Source organism: Methanobrevibacter filiformis, from assembly GCF_001639265.1.
In the GTDB taxonomy this organism is placed as follows: domain Archaea; phylum Methanobacteriota; class Methanobacteria; order Methanobacteriales; family Methanobacteriaceae; genus Methanacia; species Methanacia filiformis.
This window is the reverse complement of the sequence record NZ_LWMT01000239.1, coordinates 1-18481: the sequence shown is the minus strand read 5'-3', so window position 1 is coordinate 18481 and position 18481 is coordinate 1. Positions and strand designations below refer to the sequence as shown.

16 protein-coding genes are annotated in these 18481 nt (G+C 27.8%); 10 read left to right on the top strand and 6 right to left on the bottom strand.

Features of this window, described 5'->3' with window-relative positions:
- Positions 1–398 precede the first annotated feature (398 nt).
- From MBFIL_RS06710 to MBFIL_RS06685, 6 genes are all read left to right on the top strand, one after another.
- Entirely contained in the window at positions 399–1466 is a 1068-nt protein-coding gene (locus MBFIL_RS06710; protein ID WP_066972857.1) for an ABC transporter substrate-binding protein, read from the top strand.
- 160 nt (positions 1467–1626) lie between these two features.
- On the top strand, positions 1627–2448 hold the full coding sequence (locus MBFIL_RS06705) for an ABC transporter ATP-binding protein (protein WP_066972856.1): 822 nt from the start codon (positions 1627–1629) through the stop codon (positions 2446–2448).
- A complete protein-coding gene (locus tag MBFIL_RS06700; protein ID WP_066972855.1) occupies positions 2441–3364 on the top strand; it encodes an ABC transporter permease in 924 nt (307 codons plus the stop codon). Before MBFIL_RS06705 ends, MBFIL_RS06700 begins: the two co-directional genes overlap by 8 nt.
- A gap of 493 nt (positions 3365–3857) precedes the next feature.
- Entirely contained in the window at positions 3858–5837 is a 1980-nt protein-coding gene (locus MBFIL_RS06695; protein ID WP_066972852.1) for a CoB--CoM heterodisulfide reductase iron-sulfur subunit A family protein, read from the top strand.
- A 566-nt stretch (positions 5838–6403) separates the two neighbouring features.
- Positions 6404–7939, top strand: coding sequence for an ATP-binding protein (locus tag MBFIL_RS06690; protein ID WP_066972850.1), 1536 nt, complete (start codon positions 6404–6406; stop codon positions 7937–7939).
- Positions 7940–8209: 270 nt separating this feature from the next.
- Positions 8210–8602 (top strand): DUF3795 domain-containing protein, encoded by a 393-nt coding sequence (locus MBFIL_RS06685; protein ID WP_066972848.1) that lies wholly within the window; start codon positions 8210–8212, stop codon positions 8600–8602.
- A gap of 221 nt (positions 8603–8823) precedes the next feature.
- Here MBFIL_RS06685 and MBFIL_RS06680 read toward each other — a convergent pair whose 3' ends face one another.
- From MBFIL_RS06680 to MBFIL_RS06670, 3 genes are all read right to left on the bottom strand, one after another.
- Positions 8824–10071: a YhgE/Pip domain-containing protein gene (locus MBFIL_RS06680; RefSeq protein WP_066972845.1), complete on the bottom strand. Its 1248-nt coding sequence runs from the start codon at positions 10069–10071 to the stop codon at positions 8824–8826.
- 14 nt (positions 10072–10085) lie between these two features.
- Positions 10086–10298 carry a YhgE/Pip domain-containing protein gene (locus MBFIL_RS06675; protein WP_066972844.1) on the bottom strand — a complete coding sequence of 71 codons (213 nt, stop codon included), beginning with the start codon at positions 10296–10298 and terminating at the stop codon, positions 10086–10088.
- Positions 10299–10517: 219 nt separating this feature from the next.
- Positions 10518–13226 (bottom strand): U32 family peptidase, encoded by a 2709-nt coding sequence (locus MBFIL_RS06670; protein WP_066972842.1) that lies wholly within the window; start codon positions 13224–13226, stop codon positions 10518–10520.
- Positions 13227–13657: 431 nt separating this feature from the next.
- Here MBFIL_RS06670 and MBFIL_RS06665 point away from each other — a divergent pair, with 431 nt between their 5' ends.
- The gene (locus MBFIL_RS06665; RefSeq protein ID WP_066972840.1) at positions 13658–14326 is read left to right on the top strand and encodes a queuosine precursor transporter; all 669 of its coding nucleotides are present in this window, start codon (positions 13658–13660) and stop codon (positions 14324–14326) included.
- Positions 14307–15548, top strand: coding sequence for a tRNA guanosine(34) transglycosylase Tgt (gene tgt / locus MBFIL_RS06660; RefSeq protein WP_066972836.1), 1242 nt, complete (start codon positions 14307–14309; stop codon positions 15546–15548). The genes MBFIL_RS06665 and tgt overlap by 20 nt, the downstream gene beginning before the upstream one ends.
- A gap of 214 nt (positions 15549–15762) precedes the next feature.
- Here tgt and MBFIL_RS06655 read toward each other — a convergent pair whose 3' ends face one another.
- Together MBFIL_RS06655 and MBFIL_RS10955 are read right to left on the bottom strand one after the other, a co-directional pair.
- Positions 15763–16185 carry an HVO_A0114 family putative DNA-binding protein gene (locus MBFIL_RS06655; RefSeq protein ID WP_066972835.1) on the bottom strand — a complete coding sequence of 141 codons (423 nt, stop codon included), beginning with the start codon at positions 16183–16185 and terminating at the stop codon, positions 15763–15765.
- Positions 16182–16373, bottom strand: a complete 192-nt coding sequence (locus MBFIL_RS10955; protein WP_211261733.1) for a hypothetical protein — start codon at positions 16371–16373, stop codon at positions 16182–16184. Before MBFIL_RS10955 ends, MBFIL_RS06655 begins: the two co-directional genes overlap by 4 nt.
- A gap of 241 nt (positions 16374–16614) precedes the next feature.
- Here MBFIL_RS10955 and MBFIL_RS06650 point away from each other — a divergent pair, with 241 nt between their 5' ends.
- Both MBFIL_RS06650 and MBFIL_RS06645 read left to right on the top strand, forming a co-directional pair.
- A complete protein-coding gene (locus tag MBFIL_RS06650) occupies positions 16615–16974 on the top strand; it encodes a hypothetical protein (RefSeq protein WP_066972833.1) in 360 nt (119 codons plus the stop codon).
- A gap of 2 nt (positions 16975–16976) precedes the next feature.
- Positions 16977–17375 (top strand): type II toxin-antitoxin system VapC family toxin, encoded by a 399-nt coding sequence (locus MBFIL_RS06645; RefSeq protein WP_066972832.1) that lies wholly within the window; start codon positions 16977–16979, stop codon positions 17373–17375.
- 88 nt (positions 17376–17463) lie between these two features.
- Here MBFIL_RS06645 and MBFIL_RS06640 read toward each other — a convergent pair whose 3' ends face one another.
- Positions 17464–18126: an ATP-binding protein gene (locus tag MBFIL_RS06640; protein ID WP_066972829.1), complete on the bottom strand. Its 663-nt coding sequence runs from the start codon at positions 18124–18126 to the stop codon at positions 17464–17466.
- Positions 18127–18481 lie beyond the last annotated feature (355 nt).

The window sequence follows — 18481 nt, the reverse complement described above, 5'->3', positions numbered from 1 at the left end:
TTAAGTTGTATGCTTACTATATTATTATTGTCAGTGATTAATTGGTTATTGAACATATTAATTAATCTACTGACCATTATTAATAAATATTACTATTTAATTCTCTCTAATAAACTCTTACTAATCATTGCAAGTGTAAAAATCATTGTATAGATTGTTATGCTCTTATTTTTTTTAATTTTAGATTTAAAAATTTTTTTTCACAGGAGGTTTTTAGACAATAATTAAACATGTAAATAGTATTTATTAACATGAATACTAAAACATTGAAAAATAAAATGACAAGAGGTAAAATTTTGACACAAACGTTGAATTTATAAATAAGAAAACATTGAAACTATTATTATCAAATTAATTTTAATATTATTTCATATCAATTTAATCAGTGGTGTAATTAAATGATAAATAAAAAGATTATAGGAATTATAATTGTTATTATCGCAATACTTGCTATATTAGGAGCTTATTTTTCTACAAATAGTATTCAAAGTTCAGAAAATGAAAAGATAGATGCAGGATATATATCACTATCAGCAGGACATTCATTAGTATTTATAGCTAAAGAAAAAGGATATTTTGCAGAACAAGGATTAAATGTTGAGATTTTTGAGTTTCCAACTGCCAATGATGAACTTAATGCACTTTCAGCTGGAAAACTTGATGTTGCAGTTGGTGGAATTGGTGAACCATTAGTTCAAATAGATAATGGTAAAAATTTCACATTTATTGGAGGAGTAATGAGTGGAGATCATGGAATAATAGCTAAAAATAAATCAATAGCTAATGATTTGCAGAGTAATCCTGAAAGTTATAAAAAATATAAAATAGGAACTGTTAGTGGAATACCTGCTGAAGTAATCACACTTGGATATCTTAATGAACAAGCAGGAATAACTAAAGATGATTTAGATATAGTTGATTTTAAAACAGCTCCAGATATTATAAATGCAATCAAAGCTGGGAAAATTGATGTGGGCTTTGTATATCCTGCATTCCAATATTCGGCAGAGAAAGATGGTCTTGCAATAGTTAATACAACTGATGAGCTTATACCAGGTCTTCCAGATTGTAGAGTAACTATAAATTCAAAGGATTTAAACAACACAACTGCAGAAAAATGGATTAAATATGATAAAGCACTTATTAAAGCATATAACTTCTATATGAACAACCATACTGAAACATTAGATATTGCAAGTAAATATGTACCTTTAAAAGGAAAAGAGTTAGAAGTAGCAACTTATAATGATCATTTATCTCTTGTTACAGACCCATATGAAAAAGGTTCAATTAAATTCTATGAATTACTTAAACAAATAGGCTATGTAGATGGAAATGTCAATGTATCTCAACATTTCAACACTACTATATATAAAACAGCATTAGATCAAATTTTAAAGGAAGATCCAAATAATAAGAACTATCAATTCTTAAATAATCTATATGAAACCCAAAAGGTAGATTGATTAATATATCTATTATTATTATTATTATTATTATTATTATTATTATTTAATATGCTAATTTAATTTACTAATTTGGTACTATTTGATAATACTCCTTTCAATTCTTTCCAATTTTTTCATTCTTTTTTACTCCCTAACTATTAATTAAAGTGGTTCAACAATGTTAAATATAGATATAAACAATATTTCAATGATATACGAAACAAAAGATTCAAAAGTAAATGCACTTCATAATATAAATTTAGAGATAAATAGTGGAGAATTTGTTTCTATTATTGGACCTAGTGGTTGTGGTAAAAGTACACTTATCAACATAATAGCTGGAATTATAAAGCCTACAAAAGGATTCATTAAAGTTGGAGATAGAAAAGTTGAAAATCCAAACTCTGATATATCAGTAGTCTTTCAAGATTACTCACTTTTCCCATGGATGACAGCATATGATAATTTACACTTTGCAATTAAAAACACAAACAAGAATTTAACAGAAAAAGAAATCAAAGAAAAGGCTTTAAAACATTTAGAAATAATAGGACTTTCAAAATTCTCAAATAGTTTTCCAAAAGAACTATCTGGAGGAATGACTCAAAAATTAGCAATATCAAGAATGTTTGCATTAGATTCAAAGATTTTCTTATTGGACGAACCATTTGGAGCATTAGATGCACTTAATAGAATTCATATGCAGGATTTATTGATTTACCTTTGGAGAAGTGGAAATAATAATCAAACAATTCTTTACATAACTCATGATGTGGATGAGAGCATTTTTCTTTCAGATAGAATTGTTGTGATGACTCCATCTCCAGGTAAAATCAAAGAAATCATTGAAATTCCTTTTAAAAGACCTAGAAATAGAAAAGAATTAACTGGTAGTAAAGAATATCTAAGTCTTAGAAATCATATTCTTTCACTACTAACTGAAGATATGAAAGTATCTCTAAACAAACAAGAAGAACAAATGAGGAAGTATTATGATTAAAAAATTATTATCTCCTTTAAGAATTCAACAAATCATAACAATTCTAATTTTCAGTGGATTATTATTATCAATAGCTATTTTCCCAAATAATCTTCAAGAATATGCTGGAGGATTTATTTATTCAATCCTACTCCTGATTTTAATGGTTTTACTCATAGTAGAATTGTATATTACAAAAAATCCTCAAAAAATAAGTGATATATTTTTAGTAATAGCTATTTTATTTGTATTATGGGAAGTAATAACAAGATTCGCTTTAATTGATATAGTTGTATTCCCACCACCTGTTAAAGTATTTGCAGTCTATTTCACTGATTATCTGGAGATTTTACTTGGTATTGCTAACTCTTTACTTGTTCTTGGTTCTGGTTATATTTTAGCTATTATAATAGCTATTCCCTTAGGACTACTTGTTGGATGGAATAAACGATTATATGATTTATCCTATCCAATATCAAAAGGATTAAGTCCAGTTCCTCCAATGGTATATATTCCATATGCCATCATATTATTACCCTCATTTTTCCTCTCATCTGTCTTTGTAATATTCGTAGGATCTTTTTGGCCAATATTTTTAGGAGTTATAACTGGTGTTTTCAACATAGACTCTAAAATCATTAATTCAGCTAAAACCTTAGGCTTAAGTGATAAAACAATGCTAACTAAGATTCTTCTACCTGGTGCAATGCCTCACATATTCTCAGGAGCATTTATTGGTCTTATAATAGGAGTAATAACTCTTTTAATAGCTGAAGTAATTGGTTCGAGTGTAGGTATAGGATGGTACCTGCAACATCAATCTCAATTTGCTAACTACGATGCTATTCTTGCAGGAATGATTGTAATTTCAATAATGGTTATTATAATTACAACATTATTTGATAAAGTACAAAATCATGTTTTAAGATGGCAATAAGGCACTGATTTCGCAAAATGAATGTTTTAAAATGCCCACTGCAAATTTTGACAGAATCCACATTTTAAAAAGTATTTAACATCCATTAAAAATTCAAACATCACATATAACAAATGAATTAGAAATAATTATGCAGAAACATATTCAATAAAATATACAAGAAAAAATACATCTTAAAAGTGGAAAATTAAACTATTTATCTATTTAAATTTAAAAATTAAACTGTAAACGCTTTAGAATATCCTCTGCAGGATTGTCATAGTGCAGAGTATACTAAATATTATTTAACTCATATTAACTGGTTCTATATATTAAGTTGGGATTTTGCAAAATTTTCTATTTTGCGAAATCAGTGTTTTAATATGTTTTAGTATATAAACTTTACTCCAAGATTACAATAGAAAGCTTTATTTATCTAAATATTAAAAATTATAATTATCTTTAATTTATTATAAAAATTTTAGATTTCATCAACTTGTACAAGGTGATATATATGGCAGAAGAAAATAAAAATATTGAAAATGAAGAGCCAAGAATTGGCGTATATGTTTGCCATTGCGGTATAAACATCGGTGGGGTTGTTAATGTCCCTGATGTTGCTGAATACGCAAGCACTTTACCCAATGTGGTTTTAGCAAAAGATTATAAATATTATTGTTCTGATCCAGGTCAACAAGCAATCCAAGAGGATATTAAAGAACACAACTTAAATAGAATAGTTGTAGCTGCCTGTTCTCCAAGACTTCACGAAGCAACATTTAGAAGATGTGTTAGAGAAGCGGGTCTTAACCAATTTTTATTTGAGTTTGCAAACTTAAGGGAACAAGATTCATGGGTTCACATGGGTCAACCTGAAGAAGCAACTGAAAAAGCAAAAGATTTAACAAGAATGGCTATTGCAAAAGCAAGATTACTCGAACCATTAGAAGCTTCTGTAGTGTCTGTGGACAACAAAGCTTTAGTTATTGGTGGTGGAGTTGCAGGTATTCAATCTGCACTTGATTTAGCTGATATGGGATTCAAAACCTATATGGTCGAAAAACAACCTACTATCAGTGGAAGAATGGGGCAATTAGATAAAACTTTCCCAACACTTGATTGTTCAATGTGTATTCTTGCACCTAAAATGGTGGATGTAGGTAAACACGAAAATATTGAACTTTTAACCTATTCTGAAGTTAGAGAAGTACATGGTTACATTGGTAACTTCCAAGTTAAAATTGAAAGAAAACCAAGATACATAGATGAAGAGTTATGTGTTGGTTGTGGATCATGTGTTGAAGTTTGTCCTATCGAAATGCCAAATTACTTTGACGAAGGTATTGGTATGGTTAAAGCAGCATACATTCCTTTCCCACAAGCAGTTCCATTATGTGCTACTATAGACAAAGACTACTGTATTGAGTGTAAACTTTGTGATCAAATCTGTGAACGTGGAGCAGTTAAACATGATCAAGAAAGTGAATTCATTGATATTGATGTCGGTACTATTATTGTAGCTACTGGTTACGACCCATATGATCCTACAGAAAAACTTGAATATGGTTATGGTAAACACAGCAATGTTATAACAGCTATGGAAATCGAAAGAATGATCAATGCATCTGGTCCAACTGAAGGGCATGTTGTTAAACCTTCAGATAACAAATCACCTAAACGTGTTGCTTTCATCCATTGTGTTGGTTCAAGAGATGAACAAATTGGAAAACCATATTGTTCCAGAGTATGTTGTATGTACTCAATGAAAAATGCACAATTAATCATTGATCACGAAGCTGATACTGATGTAACTTTATATTACATGGATATAAGGGCATTCGGTAAAGGATTTGAAGAGTTCTACAAAAATTCCCAAGAAAAATACGGTATTAAGTTTGTAAGAGGTCGACCTGCTGAAGTTATTGAAAATCCTGATTTAAGTTTAACTGTTAGGGCTGAAGATACTTTACTCGGTAAAGTAACAGAATATGATTACGATTTAGTTGTTTTAAGTGTAGGACTCGTACCTCCTGAAGGTTCTGAAACTTTAAGACAAGAAATCGGATTATCAAAAAGTGGAGACGGTTTCTTAATGGAAGCTCACCCAAAACTCAGACCTGTTGACACATTAACTGATGGTGTATATCTTGCTGGTGTATCCCAAGGACCTAAAGATATTCCTGATGCTGTTGCTCAAGGATCTGCTGCTGCTTCTCGTGCAGCTATCCCTATGGTTAAAGGTGAAGTGGAAATCGAACCTATTGTTGCAACTACTGATAAAACTATTTGTGGTGCATGTGAGGTTTGTGTTGAACTCTGTCCATTTGGTGCAGTATCTATTGAAGAGGATCAAGCTAAAATTAATGTTGCATTATGTAAAGGATGCGGTACCTGTGTAGGTGCATGTCCATCTGGTGCTATGGATCAACAGCACTTCAAAACAGCACAAATATTTGCACAAATTGAAGCTGCACTTGAGGACATAGGTAAATAAACATATTATTAATTTTGGAGACTTTTCTCCATATTCTTTTTTATTTTTTTATTAAGTTATTATTTAATAGTTCTATAGCTTATAGCTATTAAATAATATATTTAATCTATTTTTTCTACTATTTTTGAATTTATTTTTAGTTTACAGTTTCCATATCTCTTTTTTAATATTTTTCAATATATTTAAGTATTACTTTAATATAATTAAGTATTATAACATTTATTCTTTTTTAAATTTTAGTTTAATATTTATGATTTATCTATTATCCTGTCGAATCTGTTAATTTTCAATGCTACAAATAGTACAAATAGTAAAAAATATTAACAATAAAAAATATAAATATATTTCATTGAAACAAAACTATTAGTTTATATTAGTTTATCTAATTTCAAAAACTATTGAAATGCCTATTATAGTCTAAAATCGATTTTTTGGTAATATTAATAAATTTTAATACCTTATTTTATTCTTTATATTGAAAAGACATATTAGCTAAATAAAAAATATATTAATTGCCAAAAATTTGTGCTTGGCTATAATCTAAAACATAATGGAGGTTGAGAAGTTTGAGAAGATTATCTTTAGGACGCCAAGACTTTAAAACAATACGTGAAAATGATTATATCTATGTTGATAAAACCAAACAAATTCATGAAATGATAAATAGCTCAGATATAAACTTCTTATCTCGCCCAAGACGGTTTGGAAAATCATTACTTTTAAACACATTAAAAGAGCTTTTTAAGGGAAATAAGAGTTTATTTAAGGGTCTTTATATCTATGATAAATGGGATTGGGATATGAAATATCCAGTGATACATTTGGATTTAAGTGTTAACAGTAGTAGTCCTGAAAAATTAGAATCTGCACTTACTTGGTCATTAAATAGTATAGCAAAGGATTTTGACATTACACTCTCTGCTCCAGACTTACAAAGCAAATTTAAAGAATTAATTATTAAGATAAGCAAAACACAGAACCAAAAAGTGGTTATTTTAATTGATGAGTATGATAATCCTATTATTGATAATATAAAGGACCTTAAACTTGCAGAAAATAATCGAGAAGTTTTACATGATTTTTACAGAGCTTTAAAAACAATGGATGGATATATACGCTTTATTTTTTTAACTGGTGTTTCTAAATTTGTTAATGTGTCAATATTTTCTGCATTGAACAATCCGACTGATATGACATTAGATAAAAGATTTGCAACGATATGTGGCTATACTCAGGAAGAATTAGAAGGCTATTTCAGTGAGTATATATCTAAATTAGCTGAGGAGTTATCATTTTCTTATGATGAGATTTTAGATAAAATTAAGTATTGGTATGATGGTTATAGTTGGGATGGTGAAAGTAGTGTTTATAATCCACAATCCACTATGGTCGCATTTAATCATTTAAAATTTAACGATTATTGGTTTAAAACAGGAACACCAGGATTTTTAATTGACTTCATGAAACTATATGATGCAAAACCAATTCTTGAACCAGTCATCACTGATGAAAGCTCATTTGACAGCTTTGATATTGAAAATATAAGTGAAATAGGATTATTATTTCAAACAGGATATTTAACAGTGAAAAAACTACAATTAATAGATGAAGAAGGAGAATACACATTAGCTATTCCAAATAATGAAGTTAAAAACTCAACTTTAAAACACCTTTTAAATATCTACACAAAATACCTAGATTATGACTTATTTCGATTAATAAAAGAAATGAAAAGACAATTATTTAATTTAGACGGTGTTCCATTAGAGAACAGCTTCAAAAAACTACTTGCAAACATACCATACCAATTACACATTCAAGAGGAACACTATTATCACTCATTACTTCTAACATGGCTACAACTTTTAGGATTCAATATAATAGCTGAAGATAATACAAACAAAGGCAGAATAGATGCAGTACTTACAGAAAAAAACACAGTAATAATAGCTGAATTTAAATATTCAAAACTAAAAGAAACTAAAAATAGTGAATGGATACCAGTTAAAACACCAGAACAATTATTAAAAGAAGCTAAAGACCAAATACATAGAAAAGAATACTATCAAAAATACCATGGAAAGAAGATTATACTGCTGTAAGCAGCATTCGCAGCAAAAGATATAAAAACACATTTAGAACTACGAACAAACTTTTAAAAACGAGAAATCAAAGATTTCTCTAAATTTCCTCCAGAAATAAAAGTTTAAGAAAATCAAAGATTTTCTAACTTAATAAATTAAGTTTGATCAAAACCTATTTCAAAAAATAAGTATTTCAAGTATAAGAAAATGCTTTTATTAACACATTATAGCCTTGCCTAAAATTTTACGCATAATGATTCATTATTTTCCAAAAATATGTTGATTAATATGAAAATGCCTGAAAAAATTAATACTGAATTATTTGCACCATGTGGAGTAAATTGTATAAGTTGTGAAAAATACAATAATCCATGTTCTGGGTGTTTAATAAGTGATTCAGGAAAAAGTAAAAGTACTCTAAAATGTAAAATTAAATCTTGTTTTGATAATAAAAAGTTTAAATATTGTGGTAGATGTAGTGAGTTTCCTTGTAAACTCATTAAAAAACATGATAAAAACTTTAAAAAAAGACATGGTATCAGTACTCTTGAAAGTGCAGCGAGAATTAAATACATGGGAATAAATAAAATGATGAGTGGAGATAGAGAAAAATGGATTTGTCCAAAATGTGAAGGAATAATCACTTATCAAAAGAAAACATGTAGTGAATGTAAATCATAGAGCTATTTTAAAGTGTTTAAAAATTTAACTGATTTAATTTTTATTAAGTTTTATTAAGTTTTTTTATATTATTTTTCACTGAATTTTTCGCAGTCAATTTATTAAAATTATATTTAATGTACTGATTTCGCAAAATCTTTCAATGTAGTTTAGTCAGATTAAACAATTTAAGGTGAGAATTGAGAAAATTTTTATTTTTCCAATTCAGTGTACAATTATTATTAAAGTAGCTCTGTTTCTTCAAAAATATTTTCTAATTTTTTAAGCTTTTCTTGGAGAAGTGGTTTTATTATTAATGCAAATACTACTCCAACTATTGGGAATATTAATAATAGTAATGCATCATGTATCATGACATCTATTATCGGGGCTGTGATATTTTCTCTTATTATTGCCACTCCATAGCTTACAGGCAATATGGAATGTATTGTTTGGAAAAATTTCGGCATTAATTCTATAGGATACATTCCTCCACTACCACCAATTTGGAAAACAAGGATTAATATTGCAATGAATTTCCCAACATCTCCTAAACTAGATACTAAAGAGTAAATAAATGTTGTAAAACATAAACCTAGGAATATATTCGACACTAATAGTAGAATAGGATTAAAATTTTGCACATGAATCATCAATAATCCTATTGTTAATACTGTAGTTTGTAATATGGAAATAACTTCAAATAGTAATAGCTTACCTAAATATTCTTCTAATGGTTTAACTTTTAACCCTTTCACCCTCAATGAAAACATTGAAATTGATACTAAGCTTCCAATAAATATACTTAAAGGTATATAAAATTCTGCAATTGCATCACCATAAGAATTTAATGGATGTATATCGGAATTATCAATAATCACTGGTGAATTAAAGTAATTTTCAACACCAAGAGTATTATATTGTGAAATTTTAACCATCAATGGATAATAATATTTATTAAAATAATCAACATCTGCCTTAAATGACAATCTTTGATTATTAAGACTGTTTATTTTATTATTTATTTTATTAACTTCATTATTTAATTTTTTGACTATTTCTCCAGATTGATTATGTTTATTGAGATAAGATACTACCTTCTCAGCAGTGTGATATATTACTTGTGAATCACTATAATACCTATTTAAATCATTATTAATCTCATCCATTTTTGATTCATCAGCATTTATTTTTGGTATAGCACTGTCACTCATATTTTTCGCACTACCAAATATTAATCCATTTACTGTAGATACAATTTTATTATTGATTTGTGATTGTATTTCGTTACCACCATTGCTCATTAGCTTAGTTGCTACTGGATTTGTTTTACTGTTAATTAAAAATTGAACATTTGCATGTGTTGGATCTGTAGTGTTAATTGACTCAATATTTTTCGTGAAATTTTTGTGTATAATTAGTAATCCATAGTATGAGCCATTATTTAAATTATCATAGCCATTTTCATAATTTGTTGAAATAAAATTCAATTCTTTACTTGATTCTATTTGTTTATTACTATTCTTCCAATTTCTCCATCATCATAGTTAACTATTCCTACATTCATTTGATCTAAGTTGTTATATGGATCCCAAAATGCAACAATATTCACTATACTATAAAGAGATGGTACAATGACTATAGCAATGAAAAATATAATGAGTAATTTAGATTTTGAAATGTTTTTAAGATCTTTCTTAATAATTTTTTTTATCATATACCAACCATTTTGAATTATCTTATAATAGTTATATTATAATCAGTATTAATTTTATATGATTGATATATTATTAATATTTTATTATGTGTATATATTATTTAAAAATATGTATGGAAATTATTTGATAATTATTTGTTTTAGATTTACATAGTTATCCTAGATATCATAATTATTATAATTTTCATAATTTTTCTTGTTTTTGAGAAACATAGGTTTTCAATCTTTTTCGTGAATACGTCCTTCTAAAAAATTACCTTTACTGAGATATGAATGTGTAAGTGAATAAATTTCTTTTTTAAGTGAATGTAAAGCCTTCTTATTGGTGTCTTTCAATCCTTCTAAATACAGTGATATTATTTGAGAAGAATAGCTTTCATTTGAAAATCTACAATCTAAGATAATAGAACTAAGTCCAAGATTTTTTATCATTCCTAATTCTTCCATTAAACATAAACAATCTTTATTTCTAAAATGACTCTTTTTATTAAAGTCAAATAGAACTTTATATTTGAATTTTTTTCTTTTTTTATCTTCTAATATTACATATTCTGAATTATCACTCATAACAAGATCTTTACCACTAGTTAAATTAGAGAAATCATCATTACTTATGATCACTTCTAAATTTCCATGAACAATAAGCTCAAGATCAAGATTAACACCATTTCGTACTAGTTTTGAATTTAATTCTTTGATTTCATCATATGATAGCTCTGAAGATAGTATTAAACTATTAAAACCAGATTCTTTTAAATTTTCACAAGAATAACTATTCCATATATTTAGATTATGATTTCCATAGATTTTTGTATTAAATAGATCACTAATCCCTGTAACATCACTCATAATAGATAAATGAATTCCTTGGTTTTTTAAATCATTAAAAACTTCCACAGCTTTGTGAATCTCTTGCTCTGATATAAATGTAGGTAAAACCCAAACAAGTTCAATTCCAGCTGCTTTCCAGCTTCCTTCAATTAGTAAATCTTTAATATTTTCAAAATAATCATTAGGATTACTGTAAAGGTAAGATGGATCAAAATATATTTTTGCTATAGAATATTCTGAAGCAATTTCAATAAGATTTGGATTATCTACAAATACAGATACTCCTAACTTATTATTAGTACTTGGAACTGTGTTTTCCAAATTTCCAGAATTATACTCTTTAATAAAATTATTTAAATTAATTTCTGCATTTTTGATTTGAGTTTTATCTACTTTATAGTAATTTAATAAAATTTTAGTAGCTCTATCTAATATTCCACGGCGTATTTTATTTAATTTAGATATTGGAATAAAAAGATTATCAGAGAAATTCTCCATGTCCATGTGATCAATAAAAAATGGAGTTTCTCCTGTTTTAGATAGCTGTTTTTTTATTTCGTTTATCTCAATTGGATTTTTAATAGCTTTTTCAAAAGGAAATGGTGAGGTATAGCTAAATTCAAAGTTAGTATTGTTTAAATTAAATTTAGATTTCACTCGAGGATATAAATTATTATCTAAAGTGATATCTAATGAAATAGCTATTTTAGATTGAATATGTTCTTTTTTATACTCTTTAAGATAGCTATGAATAGATTGAGAATAGCTTATAAATACTTCATCTCCTTCTCGAACATTACGTGTTGTATTAAAAATAAGATATTCATCATTTTGCTCAAGGATCTCATCAAGATATATTCCTTTAATCTTTTTACCCATTTTAAAAGCTATTCCGTCTCCTTTTTCTATTTCAACTAGGTTTTCCTTAGCTATTTTAATTCGTTTATTAGTTTTAATGTGTCTATCTGTTTCATTATATTTCTCATTTTTTTTATCTTTAGGATTTTTAGAACTACTACTTTTTTTATTTGTTTTATTTTTATTATTATTTTTATCATTTTTATTATTATATTTATTATTATTATCATCTTTCATAATGTTTCTATTTTTGGATTTCTTAGTGTATTTGTCTGTTATCTCTTCTTCATCAAGAATAGCTATTATTTTCCCAATATAAAACCCAGTATGCCCTGAACTTTCACGTCCCATAACATCTTCAGGGTTTTGATTTAGAAGATATCCTTTTGTGAATTTTCTATTGAAAACTAAATTTAAATCTTCCCTAAATCTACCTTCTTTTTCATCTAAAAGATTTCTATAGCTATTTACAATGGTTCCAACATAGTCTTCTGATTTCATTCTACCTTCTAGTTTAATAGAATTAATACCGCAACCTATAAGCTTATCTAAATCATCTGAAACATTGATGTCATGAGTGGATAATAAGTAACCTTTATCAATATTATGTCCTTTATATTTTAATGTGTACTCTCTTCTACATGGTTGAGTACAGGCTCCTCTATTACCACTTCGTCCATTGTTATACGAGGATATATAGCAATTTCCAGATATTGAATAACAAAGTGCTCCATGAGAAAATACTTCTAATTCCATGTCAATATTGTTTTCTTTTAATTTTAATTTTATGTTGTGAATTTCATCAACACTAAGTTCACGAGGAAATATAATTCTTGAGACTCCATTTTCATAAGCCCAAATTGCACTATAATAATTGTTCAATGCCATTTGAGTTGATGCATGGATTTTCATCTTTGGAAAAACAGATTTAATTAATTTCAAAACTCCAAAATCTTGAACAATAACTGCATCAACACCTATTTTATAAAGTTTAAATAAGTATTTTAAGAGAGTTACTACTTCAAAATCGTTTATTAGAGTATTTACAGTGATAAATACTTTAGTATTATTTAAATGAGCATATTCTACACTTTTTCTGATTTCTTCTACACTAAAATTTTCTGCATATGCTCTAGCTCCGAATTTTTCCCCTGCTAAATAAACTGCATCAGCACCTAAATTAACTGCAATTTTGAAAACATCATATGAGCCTGCGGGAGCTAATAATTCCATTACCATATATAAAACCTCTATCTTTACAGTAATATAAGTATATGGAGGGGATAACTTTAATACTTTCCTTATAGTGAAACCATATAAAGGGATATAAATAGTATTTTCATCGAAATTTTTCAATTGCAATTGATTGATTTTTACTGTCAGATTCTTTGATAGCTATTTTTTTAAGAAGGTTTGTATCTGAAATTTTCATAATTATTTTTTGATTTCTTTTAATTATGCTTAGTTTTAAATATTATGGGGTATAACATATTAGTTAATGATTTTTTACTTTTGTTGAGTTAATGTTTATGGTTTTACATGAAGATAGTATTGGTCAAAACATTTTTGTTTCCTTTGGATATTGAGAATCATATTTGTTTTTATATATGAGAAATTGGCTGATTAATATTATTTTAGTGAATTAGATAATTAATAAAGAAGGAATAATATTGGATTTAATTAATAAGTTAAAGATTTCTCAAGGACAGTTTTTTGCAATTTTAACAGCACTATCAGCAACAGTTTTAATTGTCAGTAATCTTGCTAGTACTAAAATGTTTGATTTCTTTTCAACAGGCTTAGTTTGGGACGGTGGTGCAATATTGTTTCCTCTTTCTTATATTATAGGGGATATAACCACTGAGTTTTTTGGTTTTGAGAGAACAAAAAAAGTCATTTGGACATCTTTTGCAATGAATTTAATCGCTGTTTTAGCATTGTTTATTGTTCAAATTTTGCCTCCAGGTCCAGGATGGGAAAATCAACTAGCATATGAAACAATCATAGGGTTCATGCCACGTATTGTTGCTGGTAGTTTGATTGCATTTGTAAGTGGACAAATTCTTAACTCTTTTGTTTTTGTTAAAATTAAAGAAATTACTAAAGGTAAACACTTTTGGCAGCGAGCAATTGGTTCAAGTTTAGTTGGCGACTTGGTTGATACCCTGATTTTCACAACAATTGCATTCATTGGTACAATTTCAACCACCCAATTTATTGGATTGTTGATTATAGCATATGTTTCAAAAATTGCTGGTGAAACTATACTACTACCTGTGACTTATGCTGTTGTTAATATATTTAAAAAATTGGTGGACAATGAAACAGAATCAGTTTAGCTTTGAAATTACTACTAAGATTCCTGATGCATTAGGTAGAGCAGGTATTATCCATACTCCCCATGGTGATATCCATACACCAGCTTTTGTAGTTGTTGGTACATATGCAAAAGTTAGGTTTTTACCATCCTCCAAATTCCATAGAATCAATGCTCAAGCAATGATTAGTAATGGATTTCATTTATCAAAATTTGCAGATGAAATTGAAAAAGCTGGAGGATTGTCTAAATATTCGCTTTATAATTGTCCTACCATAACTGATAGTGGAGGATTTCAAGTCATGTCATTTGGAAGTGGCTTAGGTAAGGTGGTTTCTATGGACAAGCGAAACATTGCTCGCGAACAATTTAAAACAGAAAATAAAAAGCGACTAGCAAGGGTAAGTGAAGAGGGAGTATATTTCAAAACAAAGGATACTGACCCAGAAAAGCTTTTCACACCTGAATACTCCATGAAATTTCAACATAAGATTGGTGCTGATATCATCATGTCCTTTGATGAGCTAACTAACATTGGTGATAGTAGGGAATATAATGAAGAAGCACTTAATCGTACTTATAGATGGGCAGAAAGGTGTTTGGATGAACATCAAAAATTGACTCATGAGAGAATTGATAAACCTTATCAAGGACTTTATGCTGTACTGCAAGGTGCACATTACCAAGATTTACGAGAAAAAGCTGCTCGTGATTTAGGAGCAATGAATTTTGATGGATATGGTTTAGGCGGTGCCTTTGAAAAAGAACATCTATCAGATATTTTGTTTTGGTGTAACAGAATTTTACCAGAATCAAAACCTCGCCATCTACTTGGTCTTTCTAAACCAGATGATATTTTTGTTGGAGTAGAAAATGGATGTGACACTTTTGATTGTGTGGCACCAACTCGAGAGGCAAGGCATGGAAAAATTTACACTCCAGATGGTGATATTAATCTGAGAAATGCAAAATTTGCAGATGATCCCTCTCCATTGTTTGAGGGTTGCCAATGTCCAACTTGTAAATCCAACTATTCTCGAGAGGAAATTCGTAAATTATTAAAAAATAATGGTGGTTTAAAAACTGCAAAACAAATTGAGGAAGATAAACAACTTGCTATGGAACTTTTAACAACTCACAATGTGTATTTCATAATCAAACTCACTCAACAAATCCGTCAATCTATACATGATCAAAATTTTTTTAATTTCCGTGATAAATGGTTAAAAAGATATTATTCATAAATATAACAATCGATATCTATATATTAGATGCTTCAATAGCTATTTCTAGAGATTATTTATTATTTACAGAAATTTTTGGAGTTTTATTGTATTTGAAACAAACTTTTGAAAAAAGTTTGAACAAAAACTATTCCAAAATTTAAGCATTTTAAACATAAGAAATGCTTTTATTAATTTTAAAAAATTTAGAAAATAATTTTTTTTAAAATTCTATTTAAATAGCTATTGTTATTTCATCATAATTTAAGTAAGGTGTTTTACGGTTTTTAATCCCTTCTTTAAGTTCTATTAATCCTGTTTCAGAGAGATTTTTCACCTTTGGTTGCACTACACTAATATCTCTATTTACTAATCTTGCTAATTCTCTAATTGATTCAGGATGTTTTCTTTTAATTGTAGTTAATAATTCTATTTCAATTTCTCCTATTGTTAAGCTATCTGTGATTATACTTGTTGTTCTATCAATTGTTTCATCTAAATTATCTTTATGGTATTTCCAAGCTTCTAAATCCACATGATAAATCATCTTGTTAATTATTTTAAACTTTTTTTCAAGTTCTTTAATTGATCCATATGTTTTTTCCATTTCTTTTATAAATTCTTTTCCTGTTTGATGTTTATTTAAGCTTATCATCATTTTTTCAACTCCTTAATGAGTTTATTTAATTTCAATCCTTTATTGTTATCAATGTGATTATGAACTATATTGAAAACTGTGATTAAATCAGTTTCATTTATTTCTTCTTTCATATAATGTTTATCACTATTGGGATGTATATGGGCTTTTTCTAGATGATAATCATCTATTAATATATTGTCGGGCATAAAAAAATAAATTACTTATTTTAACATTGTCTAAAATTTAATATAATGATTTGGCACTAGTTTAAGAAAGTGACTTATTTTATTTTTTGTCATGATACTCACTTGGGATTTACACAATGTTTACTTCTTATTTGGCGATTTTTTCTCATTATTTCTAAATTAGCTATATTTATATAATATATTATATAAAATAATATTATATGTTATATCACATTGTAATTAAAATATGAGGTAAACCATTATGTCAATTCAAAAAAGTAAAAATCCAAAGAATAAGCCTGTATCTGTTTATTTAGGTAAATTTGAAACTGAAAAATTAAATAAGTTAATGAAATTGACAGGTTTCAATCAATCTGAAACTATAAGAAGATTAATTAACAATGCAGATATTAATTCAATTGAAACAATAGATGATAAAGTCAAAAGACTAAGTAAAGGTCGTTTAGAAGTAGTTAATCCAAAAATACCACAAGAATTTAAAGATAAATATTCTAATTTAACAACAGATGACTTAATTGGTGTTGGCACTGTTCCAGATAGTGAGCAACCATTTGATCCTGTAAAAGCTGTTAAAGATATAAGATCAAGAAAAGGTAGATAGCTATGATTTTTTTTGATGCTAATTTCATAATTAGTTTATACATTAAAAAACATAAATATCATCATAGGGCTGTTGAAATGTGGAATGATATAAAAGAGGATAAAGAAGAGAGGATTATATCTAATTTAATTATTCCTGAAGTTATAACGGTTTTAAATGTTAAACTAAAACAAGATAAGGATATATTAAATAAAGTATTTTATGCTATGTTAACAGATTTTACTATTGTAAATGATTTAGATTCTTATTATAATGGATTTTTAAATGTTTTAAAACATAAAAATAGATTACCTCTCTTTGATGGTGTTTATATGGCTATTATGGAAGATTTAGAGATAAAAAAAATAGCTTCTTTTGATAAACACTTTGATGATATAAAAGGAATTTCAAGAATAGGTTAAATTAGAATAAAAAAGAGTTACTTGTAAAAATTCTTTATTTTTTCTTAAATTAATCATGTCTCATTATCCTATCTTTATTTTCAAAGAGTTAAACTCCTAATGAAGCTAAAGAAATGACATTGATTCCATCAGCTCGAGTATAACTTATTCCTGTCCCTGTGATTATATTTAGTGATTTTGGTGGTTTAACTTTTGTTTTGTCTAAGTTTGAAACAAGTTTATGAAGGTTTTTAGCTGCATCTTCAATTTGCCCAATGCCTAACTTTATTTCAAAAGCAATCCAATCACCATTATATTTTTGCACAATAGCATCTACCTCTAAACCATAGGAGTCTTGATAATAGTAAACCTTTGCATCATTTGCCTGTGCATAAATTCTCAGGTCATGTGTTACTAATGATTCAAATAAAAAGCCTACAAAATTGAGATCATCAAGTAAAGAGTCAAAATCAGCACCAAGTGCTGCAACTGAGAGGGAAACATCTGCGAAATGGTATTTTGGTCTTTTACGTAATGATGCCGAGGAACGAATATGTGTATTCCATGCTGGTTGTTCTTCGATGATCATCAAACGTTTCAATGCATCAAGATATTCATAAATACTAGGGCGCGAAAGGATATTGTTTTCTTTTTTTCGAATATCTGACTCTAAAGTTTTAATATTTACTATAGTTGCCGTATTTCGAGCAATAGAACGTAATAAATTTTGTACTTTCAGAGGGTCACGTTTTACATTGGAAATTCTACGCATGTCTACTTCACTAAGCAAATCAATGTATGCTCGATTCAAGTAGGTAGCTTGACTTATTTTTTTACCTAGTATTGGCTGTGCAATAATTATTTTTTGATTCTTTTTAGTTATGCTTAGTTTTAAATATTATGGGGTGTAATATAGTATTAATGTTTTTTAGTTTTTGTTGAGTTGGTGTTTATGGTTTTGCATGAAGATAGTATTGGTCAGGTGTTTTTACTTCCTTTAAATTTGAGGGACTTTATTCCAGATAATCATATTTGTTTTTTTATTGAGGAATTGGTTAGTCGGTATGATTTTGGTGATTTGCATTCTAAATATGCGGATACTCCAGGTAAGAAAGCTTATTCTAGGA